General features: G+C 47.3%; 9 protein-coding genes. 3 read left to right on the top strand and 6 right to left on the bottom strand.

The window, feature by feature from the left end:
- The first annotated feature begins 232 nt into the window (after nt 1-232).
- A complete protein-coding gene (locus S2091_RS20195) occupies nt 233-2461 on the top strand; it encodes an acylase (protein ID WP_243405507.1) in 2229 nt (742 codons plus the stop codon).
- A gap of 196 nt (nt 2462-2657) precedes the next feature.
- On the opposite strand, the gene S2091_RS20190 is transcribed toward S2091_RS20195, so the two are convergent.
- Both S2091_RS20190 and S2091_RS20185 read right to left on the bottom strand, forming a co-directional pair.
- Nucleotides 2658-3494, bottom strand: a complete 837-nt coding sequence (locus S2091_RS20190; protein WP_105533776.1) for a LytR/AlgR family response regulator transcription factor — start codon at nt 3492-3494, stop codon at nt 2658-2660.
- A gap of 15 nt (nt 3495-3509) precedes the next feature.
- On the bottom strand, nt 3510-4631 hold the full coding sequence (locus S2091_RS20185) for a sensor histidine kinase (RefSeq protein ID WP_105533775.1): 1122 nt from the start codon (nt 4629-4631) through the stop codon (nt 3510-3512).
- A 33-nt stretch (nt 4632-4664) separates the two neighbouring features.
- Here S2091_RS20185 and argH point away from each other — a divergent pair, with 33 nt between their 5' ends.
- On the top strand, nt 4665-6056 hold the full coding sequence (argH, locus tag S2091_RS20180) for an argininosuccinate lyase (protein WP_105533774.1): 1392 nt from the start codon (nt 4665-4667) through the stop codon (nt 6054-6056).
- A gap of 49 nt (nt 6057-6105) precedes the next feature.
- On the opposite strand, the gene S2091_RS20175 is transcribed toward argH, so the two are convergent.
- The 4 genes from S2091_RS20175 to S2091_RS20160 form a co-directional block, all read right to left on the bottom strand.
- Nucleotides 6106-6462, bottom strand: a complete 357-nt coding sequence (locus S2091_RS20175; protein ID WP_207769760.1) for a cupin domain-containing protein — start codon at nt 6460-6462, stop codon at nt 6106-6108.
- Between the two features lie 75 nt (nt 6463-6537).
- Nucleotides 6538-7821 carry a YihY family inner membrane protein gene (locus S2091_RS20170; RefSeq protein ID WP_105533800.1) on the bottom strand — a complete coding sequence of 428 codons (1284 nt, stop codon included), beginning with the start codon at nt 7819-7821 and terminating at the stop codon, nt 6538-6540.
- A gap of 20 nt (nt 7822-7841) precedes the next feature.
- Nucleotides 7842-8306, bottom strand: a complete 465-nt coding sequence (locus S2091_RS20165; protein WP_105533773.1) for a cyanophycin metabolism-associated DUF1854 family protein — start codon at nt 8304-8306, stop codon at nt 7842-7844.
- Nucleotides 8307-8310: 4 nt separating this feature from the next.
- Nucleotides 8311-10575: a cyanophycin metabolism-associated ABC transporter gene (locus S2091_RS20160; RefSeq protein ID WP_243405511.1), complete on the bottom strand. Its 2265-nt coding sequence runs from the start codon at nt 10573-10575 to the stop codon at nt 8311-8313.
- 339 nt (nt 10576-10914) lie between these two features.
- On the opposite strand from S2091_RS20160, the gene S2091_RS20155 reads away from it, so the two are divergent.
- Complete coding sequence (locus tag S2091_RS20155) at nt 10915-13101, top strand: cyanophycin synthetase (protein ID WP_105533771.1); 2187 nt, start codon at nt 10915-10917, stop codon at nt 13099-13101.
- The last annotated feature ends 44 nt before the right edge of the window (nt 13102-13145 follow it).

Here is a 13145-nt window from a genome sequence, read left to right as displayed (position 1 = left end):
CCGCTCATTTCCCGCAATGGGAGGAAATGCAAAAATTCCACGAATTGCTAACCAAAAAAGTACTGCCCAACACAGAACCTCATAACTAACTTTTTTATATGTTGCGCAAGGCCGTTACGCGCAATAAGCGCTCGTAGATGCAGGTATTGCATCGCTGCCTGGAAGTTCAACAGGTTCGCGGTGTGGGTTGATTTTGCGTAAATTGCGTTATTCAATGTGGAGTAAATCAATAGTGAACAAATTATTAAAATTTTCTGTGCCATTTATTGCTGCTATCTGCATGGCGGTTACCTCATACTCTGCCGCGGCCAGTCCGGACCAGAGTGAACTGAAACGCTGGAAAACACAGGCGCAGCATGTACAGATTATCCGCGACAACTGGGGTATCCCACATGTATATGGCAACACCGATGCCGACGCGGTGTTTGGCGTTCTGTATGCGCAGGCCGAAGATAATTTCAACCGCATCGAACTCAATTACATCAACGCCCTAGGACGACTGGCCGAAGTGGAAGGCGAGTCGGCGCTGTATCGCGACTTGCGTATGAAACTGTTCATCAATCCAGCCGACATGCAGGCCAAATATACGGACAGCCCGGCGTGGCTAAAGAAACTGATGAACAGTTTTGCCGATGGCCTGAATTTTTATTTGTACACCCACCCCCAAGTCCATCCGAAACTGCTTACCCACTTTGAACCCTGGATGGCGCTCTGTTTCAGCGAAGGCAGTATCGGCGGCGATATAGAAACAATCGATCTGAAACAACTCGAGCAGTTTTACAGCGGTCATCCGACACTGATGGCCCAAACACAGCCCGAACAAGAAATAAATAAGGTCGATCCGGAACCGGGGGGATCTAACGGTTTTGCGATTGCGCCATCTCTGACCGTATCAAAGCATGCACTGTTACTGATCAACCCGCACACTTCGTTTTACTTCCGGCCTGAAGTGCACATGATCAGCAAACAAGGTCTGAATGCGTATGGCGCTGTCACCTGGGGACAATTTTTTATCTATCAGGGATTCAACTCGCGTCTGGGCTGGATGCATACCTCGGGAGGCGCCAATGTGATCAATGAATATCTGGAAACTGTGACGCGCAACAACGACGGCGACGGCTATGTGTACCGATACGGCGCTGAACTGCGTCCATTGAAGGCAACTACTATCCAGCTACGCTACAAAACCGATAGTCAGATGGCAGAAAAAAATGTGACGGTGTATTACAGTCAGCATGGGCCAATAGTGCGCAAAATCGGCGATCAGTGGGTGGCGGTGCGTCTGATGCAGGAACCGGTGAAATCGTTAATGCAATCCTATTCACGCACCCGGGCAAAAAATTATGCCGACTTCTACCGGGTCATGGAACTGCGCACTAACTCCTCCAACAATACCGTGTATGCCGATGCGGATGGCAACATCGCTTATTTTCACGGCAATTTCGTACCGAAACGTGACACCCGGTTTGACTGGAGCCAACCGGTGGACGGCAGCAATCCGGACACCGAATGGCAGGGTTTACACGAAGTTAAAGAAACCATTACTCTGCTCAATCCGAGCAATGGCTGGATACAAAACACCAACAACTGGCCATTTACCGTTGCCGGAGCAAACAGTCCGCGTCAACAAGACTATCCGGCGTATATGTGGGTCAATCCTGAAAACGCGCGCGGCATTCATGCCTTGCGGGTTCTAAAAAACCACAGCAACTTTACGCTGGACAGTTTAATCAGCACGGCCTACGATAACTACCTGCCAGCCTTCGAGGTATTGATGCCGGCGTTGCTGAAAGCCTGGGATGACACAGCTGAGGCTAATCCGCTCAAGTTGCAATTAAAGGATCAGATCGACCTGCTGCGTAACTGGGATCTGCGCTACGCGAACGAATCGGTGCCCACTGCGCTGGCGATTTACTGGGGTCAGGAGATGATGAAAAAGATCGATGCCAGAGCCAAAGAAAAAAAGATCGGCAAAAGCAGTTGGGCGGTGTTTGATTTTATTGCCGCTAACACCACCGCACAGGAAAAACTGGAATCGCTGTTTTTTGCTTCTGCCCGGCTGGAGCAGGATTTTGGCAGTTGGAAAACGCCGTGGGGTGAGATCAATCGTTTTCAGCATATCAGCGGCGCAATCGAACAAGCCTACGATGATACCAAACCTAGTCTACCGATTCCATTTACAGCATCCGTCTGGGGTTCGCTAGCCGCATTCGGCACGACTTCGCCCAGCAAAACCCGACGCATCTACGGTGATCGCGGCAACAGTTTTGTAGCGGTGGTTGAATTCGGCCCCAGAATACGCGCTAAAAGCGTGCTGGCCGGTGGTGAAAGCGGCGACCCCGCCTCGCCGCATTTTAATGATCAGGCCGAGATGTACAGCAAAGGCGGATTCAAAGACGTGCTGTTTTATCCGGACGATGTAAAGAAACACAGTGAACGCTCCTATCACCCCGGTCTATAGAAGGAGAACATCTTATGTGTGATTAATTCCCTGCTGTTGGCCTGCACTACGGGGTTTATGCGACAACCACGCTGCTGCGCCGAGACAGGGTCTGGACTACCGAAATTTGAATTGACAGCATTGAAGAACCTCGACCGTCAAGTATGTGTTTACCAACCTGTCAAACAACCCAACAGCAGTTTTTAATTTTACCTATTCATTTCACCAACGCCTTAATCGTCGGCCACAAGCGCCGTGAAATCGGCAAGCGCTCTTTGCAATCGCGCAAAATCACTTGCCATGCTTCGGTCATTTTCCCGGTTTGTTCATCCAGCTCCATGCCCCGCTCTACGCCCACCAAAGCAGCACGCGCAATTAAGGTGTTGCGATGAATGCGCACATACACGCTAGGCATTTCTAGCTCGATAGCTTGCAATGATTCTTCGATTAAATGCTGCTGACTGGCCGTATGTAGCGTCAGGTATTTTTGTTCGGCTTTGATATACAACACATCTTTCACTGATACCAGTAAAATGCGGCCGCGCTCCATGACTGAAAAATATTGCCGTTTGGCTGGTAGCGCCGTCGGCAAATCCAAATTTTCAAGTTGCGTACTATGCTGATTTTTGCTTGTATCCAAACTATCTTCGATAGAAGTTTCGCTTATTTTATTGCGCAATCGAACCGCCCGCAAAATCGCTTCTTGCAGCCTTTGCGCACGCACCGGCTTAAGCAAATAATCAAACGCATGCACTTCAAATGCTTGCAATGCGTAAGCATCATGGGCCGAGACAAAAATTACGATTGGTGCGGCTTGCATTTGTGTGTTTTGCAGCATGTGCCGGGCAAATTCAATGCCGCTAATGCCGGGCATTTGCACATCCAGCAGCACAATATCAGGCTTACAAACTGCAATCGCGTCTAACGCAGCTTGCGCGTGTTCCGCCTCACCGACCACATTAGTCGGGCACTGTTCGAAGATATCCGATAACAAGGTGCGCATCCGCTGCCGCGCCGGTGCTTCATCGTCCAAAATAAAAATTTTAGGGATCATCGATAGTTCTTAAAATTAGTCTACCCGTTTAACGCTACGCCTATCCACTTTGGGATCGCGTTGATTCACAACGTTGGGCATTTTTTGAAAAGGAAAACTCAATTTAACCTGGAATATGTTGCCAATTACCGTCGCCACAAAATCGGCTTCCAAGTCATATAATAAGTTCAAGCGCTCACGAATATTATCCAGCGCCATTTGATTGCCCTTGGTTTCGTGTGCGCCATAATACGGATTTTCAATCACAATAAAAATCCGCTCTGAATTGCGATTTAGCTTAATCGTCACCACCGATTGCTTTTCAGAAGGTTCGACGCCATGATGCACCGCGTTTTCAATCAAAGGCTGTAATAACAGACTGGCGATTTGTGCTTCTTTGACGTTTTTCTCACTAAAATTAGTGATTTCCCATTCCACCTTTAAGCGCTCGCCTAAACGAATTTTTTCTATTGACAAATATTGGCGGCAAAAACGTACTTCGTCGTACAACGTCGACATATCGCGCGTGTCACGCATTAACACCCGAAACAAATCCGCCAAATCTTCCAAGGCAGTTTCAGCACGCAATGGCTCAGTACGAATTAAGGATAGCACCGCGTTAATGCTGTTAAATAAAAAATGCGGCCGTATCCGCGCTTGCAGAGCTTGTAATTTTGCTTCGACTAACGCTGGCGAAAAGGCACGGCTGCGCAATTCAAAATGATGTTGAAAAATCATGCCGAAAAATGCCGAAAGTATCGCTAACTGTAACGTTGATGCATGTAAAAAATCGTCTAAAAACCAGCTTTGCTGCGATAAAAAAATCGATAATGCGCTGGCGATCAAGGCCGGGGTTATGCCACATAAAACCCGTTGCAACCAAAGCGGAAATTGCTGAACCAAAGCCACTTTTCTCAAACCACACAGCATTAATAGCGATAAAATACTGATTGTTTCCAATAACATGGCGGAATCAAGAAATTCCAATACCGCACTTAGGGTGTCTTTACTTTTCATCCAGATGCCGCAAAACGCCGCTGAATTGGTTGCCAGCAAGACGCGATAAATCACCCCGATATTGCAGCAATCAGGAATGACCGACGCCAAGGCTGAAGGTGAGGCTGTCGATACAGCTAACCTCAGGTGCTTTATAATCATGCGACTCCACAAAATATCTAGGCTAAGCTCAATATGACTTCACAATTTTCTAAAAAAAACGAAGCGTGGTCAGCACGTTTTTCTGAACCGGTATCAGATCTGGTAAAACGGTACACCGCTTCCGTGTTTTTTGATAAACGTTTGGCACAAGTCGACATTCAAGGTTCGCTCGCGCATGCCGAAATGTTGTGCTTTAAAGAAATTATCAATAAAACAGATTATGCCGAAATTGTGCGCGGTATGGCACAAATTTCAACAGAGATCAGCGCCAATAGCTTCACCTGGCAGCTCGATTTGGAAGATGTGCATTTAAATATTGAAAAACGCTTAACAGAAATCGTAGGCGATGCAGGCAAACGTCTGCACACAGGACGCTCCCGTAACGACCAGGTTGCCACCGATATTCGACTGTACTTGCGCGGCGCAATTGATGATATTTTGGGTTTATTAAGCCAATTCAGATTAGCCTTGCTAGATCTGGCCGAACAGCAAGCCGACACCATCATGCCCGGCTTCACCCACATGCAAGTCGCACAACCGATCACGTTTGGACACCACATGCTGGCCTATGTAGAAATGTTTGGACGTGACGCGGAACGCATGGTTGATTGCCGCAAGCGTGTTAACCGCTTACCACTCGGCGCGGCCGCTTTAGCAGGCACGACATTCCCGATTGACCGTGAACGGGTCGCCCAAACGTTGGGTTTTGAGGGTATTTGCGCCAATTCATTAGACGCTGTTTCAGACCGCGATTTTGCGATTGAATTTTGCGCTGCATCCGCGCTGATCATGACGCACATTTCACGCATGTCCGAAGAACTAGTCATTTGGATGAGCCCACGCATCGGCTTTATCGATATTGCCGACCGTTTTTGCACCGGCTCTTCCATCATGCCGCAAAAGAAAAATCCTGACGTACCTGAATTGGCACGTGGTAAAACCGGCCGGGTAAATGGTCATTTAATCGCCCTGCTAACATTGATGAAAGGCCAGCCATTGGCCTACAATAAAGATAACCAGGAAGATAAAGAGCCGTTATTTGACACGGTTGATACCATTACCGACACCTTGCGCATTTTTGCTGATATGGCTGGCGGCATTACTGTCAAGCCGGAAGCCATGCGCGCCGCCGCCTTGCAAGGCTACGCCACCGCGACGGATTTAGCCGATTATCTGGTGAAAAAAGGTTTGCCATTCCGTGATGCTCACGAAGCTGTGGCTCATGCAGTGAAAACCTGTGTGAATAAAGAGTGTGATTTAAGTGATTTAACGCTGGAAGAATTGCGTGTGTTTTCTACACTGATTGATGCAGATATTTTTGAGGTGCTGACGTTGGAAGGCTCCGTAGCAGCGCGTGATCATTTGGGGGGTACTGCACCCAACCAAGTTCGAGCGGCGATTGCGCGTTTACGTGCGCAAATATAGCTAGATGATTAAGTGTGGGTGCGATAAACCGTGCCCACACATTGCACAATCAGCCCAAATTCTCTCTATCACCCTTAGTCGATGGCGATGAAATCACCATAAAAACCACATCAGTATCACCAACATTTTTAAAGCGATGATGAACGCCTGGTTCAACATGCACACCTTGGTTAGCCCCAAAACTAATTTCACCGTCGTTAAATTCCAGCGTGGCTTGTCCGCTTAATACATAAAAATATTGCCGTGCTTTAGTGTGAAAATGGCGAACTTCTCCGGCACCAGGTGGAACCCGTTCTTGAATGACGCTTAAATCGGGTGTTTTTAATAAATGCCAACCATCGCAGACTTCGCCCCAGATATAGTATTCAGCGTTATTTGTATCGCTGATTTTTGCTTTTATCGTCACAGGTTTCCTTGCTAATTTTTTAGATTACGGGAAATAAAATGCAGAATTACAACTCAGCATATTGAGGCATAAAGTTTACTTTTTAGCCAAAAAATAATCTTCCAACGATTCTTGCAAACCTTGTTCAATCGCGATTTCTACTTTTTGCGTCAAGCGCGCATCGGCTTGCGTTTCAAACACAAACAATCGGTACACTTGCGACAAAGTAAGATAGTTCGGATTGACCAGTAAAACCCACCATTCTGAACCGACTAAAGGTGTTGGTTTTTTAATGACGATCTCATCCGCATGCAAGCGCCCTACCCAACCGGCTTTGGTCATTTGTGTCAGCAAACCTTCAATTTCATCAAACCCGAAACGGGTCTTCTGACGGATTTCCCAGCTTGAAATACCAGCCTGATTTGTGCGGGCACGCGCTGCATACAAAGTTTCCAATAAAGCGATTGCGTCGATAAAACGGCTGCCCGGTTTCGGTTTGTGCCACCAGCGCTCGTACTTTACAATCGGCAAGGAAGCGGCGATTACCGCGCCGAACAAGGTGATTAGCCAAGAGGTATAAATCCAGATTAAAAATATCGGCACGATTGCTACTGCGCCGTACACGATGGTGTAAGTAGGAATGTGAATCACAAAGGCGGCAAAAATGCGTTTAGCGATTTCAAATAGCACGCCAGCAACCAAGCCACCCCAAGCTGCATCGCGCCAGTCAATGGAACGATTCGGCACGATGATATACAGCAAGCTAAATGCGCAGGTGGTGAAGATGATGGACGCTGCGGTATACAGCATTTTGCTGCCGGGCAGCGCGCCAACCACGTCGGAAGTGGCCGCAAATAAATACGAAGTAACGGTAATCGAAACACCCATTAATAACGGTGCTAAGGTGATTAATGCCCAGTACACCATCATGCGTTTGATCAACGGGCGTTTTTGTTTTACGCGCCAGATTTGATTAAAAACCCGGTCTATCGTGGCTAACATGGCGATCGAAGTCACCATTAACGCTACCGCACCATAGGCTGAGAGCCGCGTAGCTTTGGTGGCGAATTGATTTAGGTAGCCCAAGATATTCGAGGAGATTGCGTGCGGCATCAGGCTCTGAATAAAGTAGGCTTCCAGCGATGCACGGAACGTCGTGAACAAGGGGAATGCCGTGAATATTGCCAAGGCAATAGTCAGCATCGGCACTAGTGCCAATACCGTGGTAAACGTTAAGCTGCCAGCCACTTGCGCTAAGTGACCAGCAACAATGCGACGGATTGCAAAATGAATCAGGCTATGAATTTCAGTGACGCGCCATCCAAACAGGCGCGCACTTTTTATTCTTGATTTGAGATTTTCAATGAATGGTGAAGTCATGAACATCAGTTTATAACTCATCAAAGAAAACGATCGAGTATTTTACGCCCGTGTTTATCTAGCTTGGTTGGCTGACGGATTAAGAAATTAATTCCATGGTTATCGGTGACTAACAAACTATCGCCAATGCGGCGAATATCTTCTTCTACACGCAACACAAAATTGGTTTCACCACGGTCGGTAGCGACAGTCCAGGTGCACGGAGTAGAGAAACTGGAAACGCCGATAATCTGTAAAATTTCAGGTACAAATTCGCGCCCCGCTAATTCATTCAATACCAGATCACGCACTTGCAGCGACACATCTTCCAAGCGCTCGATCCAAGCCACTTCACGACCATCGGTGCTCACCAAAGCAATGCATTCATTCGGAGTTTGAATCGGAAAGGCGCGCACAGGCGTAACGCCTTCATGTACTTCTTCGCCTGTAGTTAACGTCAATTTTCCGAAGGCATTCCGGCTCAGTTCAAAATTACTGGTTTGCATAATCTCAGACTTCCTCATTAGATTCAAGTAACACGGCCGCGTTTCTTGCCTGTGCTTGATATAAACGGTAATACGCGCCTTGCTGCGCCATCAGCACGTCGTGCTTGCCCTCTTCTACTACTACGCCACGATCCATGACAACTAAACGGTCGGCTTTATTTAATGTAGAAAGTCGATGCGCAATGGCGATGGTGGTGCGGCCTTTTACCAAGTTATCTAACGCTTTTTGAATTTCTTTTTCGGTTTCTGAATCAACCGACGAAGTAGCTTCATCTAAAATTAAGATGCGTGGATCGATTAACAAAGCACGGGCAATCGAAATACGCTGCCGCTCACCACCGGACAAGCCTTGTCCGCGTTCGCCAACCATTGAATCGTAACCCTGCGGCAGGCGCAAAATAAATTCGTGGGCATGTGCGGCACGCGCTGCATCCATGATTTCATCGCGGGTAGCACTCGGTTTTCCGTAAGCGATATTGTCAGCGATAGTACCGAAGAATAGGAATGGCTCTTGCAGCACCAAGCCAATGTTGCGACGATAATCGGCCACTGCAAAGGAGCGGATGTCCACGCCATCGAGCAAAATCGCTCCTTCTGCCACATCATAAAAACGGCAGATCAAGTTCACCAGCGTACTTTTACCTGAACCACTATGGCCGACTAAACCGATCATTTCACCGGGTTTGATATTAATTGAAATACCGCGATTCACAGCACGATTACCGTATCTGAATCCAACTTCACGCAATTCAATATGGCCTTGCACTTGCGCGATTTTAACTGGATGTGTTGGCTCAGGAACGCTGGAAACATGATCCAGAATATCAAACACCCGCTTGGCTGCCGAGGCGGATTTTTGAGTCACTGAAACAATCCGGCTCATGGAATCTAAACGACCATAAAAACGCCCCATTAATGCCACAAAAGAAACCAGGACACCAACGGTGATTTCGCCTTTAGAAATTTGCCAGATACCAAACGCCCAAACTACCAACATGCCGATATCGGTTAATAAAGAAACGGTTGGCGAAAACAATGCCCACACTTTATTCAAACGATCATTCACCATTAAATTATGCTTATTCGCGTCATGGAAACGATTCGCTTCGCGCTGTTCTTGAGCGAATGCTTTGACAACCCGAATCCCAGGAATAGTATCGGCCAGCACATTCGTCACTTCGCCCCAAACCCGATCAATTTTTTCAAAACCATTACGTAAACGGTCACGCACAATATGAATCATCCAGGCAATAAACGGTAGCGGCGCTAAGGTAACCAACGCCAGCATCGGATTTTGTTTGACAAGGAAAACGGCAATCATTACCAGCATAATGACGTCGGTGGCAAAGTCGAGTAAATGGAGCGACAAAAACACGCAAATCCGGTCGGTGCCACTACCAATACGCGACATTAAGTCACCAGTACGTTTGCCGCCGAAATATTCGAGTGATAAACGCATTAAATGCTCGTAGGTTGCAGTACGCAAATCAGAACCGATGCGTTCCGAGACCAAGGCCAAAATATAGGTCCTGAGCCAATTTAACAGCCACGCCAATAAGGCCGAGCCTAGCAATCCACCCAAATACAACGACACCATAGTCGGATCAATATGTTTGGTTTCCTGATAAGGAATAAGTACGTTATCTAAAATTGGGCCTGTTAAATACGGTGGCACCAATCCAGCAGCGGTACCTAGTAGTGTCAACACAAAGCCGGCAAATAACGGCCACTGATATGGTTTGGCAAAACGCCACAAGCGGAACAAAGTGCGGGTCGAAGGAGGCGTGTGAATGACTTTGGCGCAAATCGGGCACTCATCCTGATCCGGCTCTAAAGGTGCTTTGCAGCTCGGGCAAACCAGTTGGTCAGCCTCAACAATCGGCAAGCCACTGACCTGGCTGGTCTGGTATAACTTAAATTGATCAGCCAGCCGCGTGGCGAGCAAATTTTGCGTTAAAGTGAAGCGCCAAGTAGCCAGCAAGCCATGTGTATCAACTAATTCAAGATGCCCGATTCCGGCATGATCATGATGCTTCAAGACTAAATCAGCGCGATATGCCCAGCTTTGCCACTCAGTTGCATCTGGTGCCAGTGCCAACAAACGCGACCCGGTCGCAACGATTATTCCCTTTCGAAAATTTAATTGTGCATCCAGGTCAACCTCTAAGGCTGTTAGTGCGTTTTCACCTTCGGTGAGCTGATTCGCAACGATGTCACGCCAATTGGCCGGCAGATTATTTAAAGTTAAATCATCAGTGACTTGTTTCATTGTCATTATTATGCGTGCTCCAGAGTGCCACCGCTTCCGTTATTGGGCGGTGAATAAAATAGGGTAGGAAAATAGGTTTCTTAGTGAGCAGTTTAGCGATCTACTCAAGATCAGCAAGTTTTAGAGGCTTTAACCGTAGCGCAGGAGGTGTAAATTACGGTATTCTATCGAATTAGGTTACCCACTAAATTGCTACTTCAAGACTCGAAATAATTTTTCGAGAGTATACAATAAGAGAAACAGTAAGTCTGTCCTAGTTTCTTAAGGTAATTATTTGTATCGATTAATGAATTGGGAATATGGGTAATCCCGCCCCAAATGTTGGTGAAAATAAAATAAATGACAAACAAGAAAGATATCAAATTTACTCGCGTGACTTATTTACGCGGACCGAACATATGGACTTATCGCCCAGTCATTGAAGCTTGGGTTGATATCGGCGACTTAGAAAACCATCCTTCCAATACCCTGCCCGGCTTTAACGACCGCTTAATTGCGTGGTTACCGAGTTTAATTGAACATCGCTGCGGCGTCGGTGAACGTGGTGGATTTATTGAGCGTTTACACACTGGAACATGGGCCGCCCACGTTCTGGAACATATCGTCCTCGAACTACAAAATTTAGCGGGCATGCGTACTGGCTTTGGTAAAACCCGCAAAGCGGCCGAACCGAGCTTGTACAAAATGGCGTTTCGCACCCGTCAAGAGCAAGTTGGTCGCGCAGCACTGGTTGCTGGGCGCGAATTACTGTTAGCCGCCATTGAAAACACTGCTTATGACGTGACTGCCAAAGTGGCAGAATTAAGCAGCTTGGTTGACTCACTTTGCCTGGGGCCGTCAACTGCACACATTGTTGATGCCGCCACTACCCGTTCCATTCCCTGGTTGCGCCTGAATGACGGCAATTTGGTGCAACTTGGCTTTGGTAACAAACAACGTCGTATCTGGACCGCAGAAACGGATCAAACCAGTGCGATTGCTGAAAGCATTTCGTCGGATAAAGACTTAACCAAGTCATTATTAAAATCCTGCGGCGTACCAGTTCCAGAAGGCTCGCTCGTGCATTCAGCCGAAGAAGCCTGGGAAGCAGCCCAAGATATTGGCTTGCCTGTAGTAGTAAAACCTTACGACGGCAATCATGGTCGCGGCGTTTCACTTGATTTAAAAAACGAAGCTGATGTGATCGCAGCGTTTAAACTCGCCGACCGTAAAGGCGATGGCAGTGCCGTTATCGTTGAACAATTCATCCCGGGTAACGAACACCGTGTATTAGTAGTCGGCAAAAAAGTGGTTGCCGTCGCTGCCGGTGAAGCCGCATGGGTTACCGGCGATGGCAAATCCAACATTATTGAATTGGTTGATAGTCAGATCAATTCTGATCCACGCCGTGGCACGACAGAAGAATTTCCTTTGAATGCATTAGGCCCGCAAAATGGTGCTGAAATCATTTTAGAACTTGAGCGCCAGGGCTTTACCGCCTATGACATTCCTACCGAAGGCCATCGGGTATTAATTCAACGCAATGGCAATGTCGCCTTTGACGTTACCGACCAAATTCACCCAAGCATTGCCGCTATTGCTACGCTGGCAGCGCGTGTAGTTGGTCTGGATGTGGCCGGCGTTGATTTAGTCGTTGAAGATATTTCCAAGCCGTTGAATTCACAACGCGGTGCCGTTATTGAAGTCAATGCTGGCCCAGGTTTACTGGCGCATTTAAAACCAGCTAGCGGCTTACCACGACCAATTGGCACAGCCATTATTGATCATTTATTTCCTAATGACGGATCTGGTCGCATTCCTATTATTGGCGTTACCGAAGCCAGCGGCTCAACATTAATTGCGCGTTTAATCGCCCATTTAATTCATGTCAGCGGTAAACATGTTGGCTTGGCTTGCAGCACAGGCTTGTATCTTGATCATCGCCAGATAGATAGTAAAAACGGTATTAACTGGGACGCAGGTCAACGCTTATTGATTAATCGCTCAATCGACGCGGCAGTATTTGAAACCAGCCACCGCATGATTCTGAGTGAAGGATTGGTCTACGACAAATGCGCCGTTGGTGTGGTGAGTGAAATCACTGAAAATCTGAACACGGCAGACTTGAGCGAATTCTATATTACTGACCACGACAAGCTATTCAATATAGTCCGCACCCAAATCGACGTCATTTTGCCAAGTGGCGTAGCTGTGTTAAATGCAGCCAATCCACGCATTGTTGAAATGGCTGAATTATGTGACGGGACAGTGATTTTTTATGGCGACAATCCGACTTTAGCAGCCATTATCAAGCATCGAGCTGAGGGTGAACGTGTCGTATTTTTACGTGACAATACAATCGTGCTGGCCAATGGCGAACAAGAAACTGCGTTATTACCGCTGTCATCTCTGAAGCCGACTAAAGCCGCACAACCAGCCAACGTTATGGCCGCAGTAGCGGCAGCTTGGGCCTTGAATATTTCACCGGAGTTGATTGAAGCGGGCCTCAGGACGTTTGAATCGAACCCTAAAAAAACACATTATTAAACAAGTTTGACGCTTAAATTACAAACTTATTTAACAAACTTAAT

Source organism: Solimicrobium silvestre, from assembly GCF_002976435.1.
In the GTDB taxonomy this organism is placed as follows: domain Bacteria; phylum Pseudomonadota; class Gammaproteobacteria; order Burkholderiales; family Burkholderiaceae_D; genus Solimicrobium; species Solimicrobium silvestre.
This window is presented reverse-complemented; position numbering and strand designations above follow the sequence as displayed.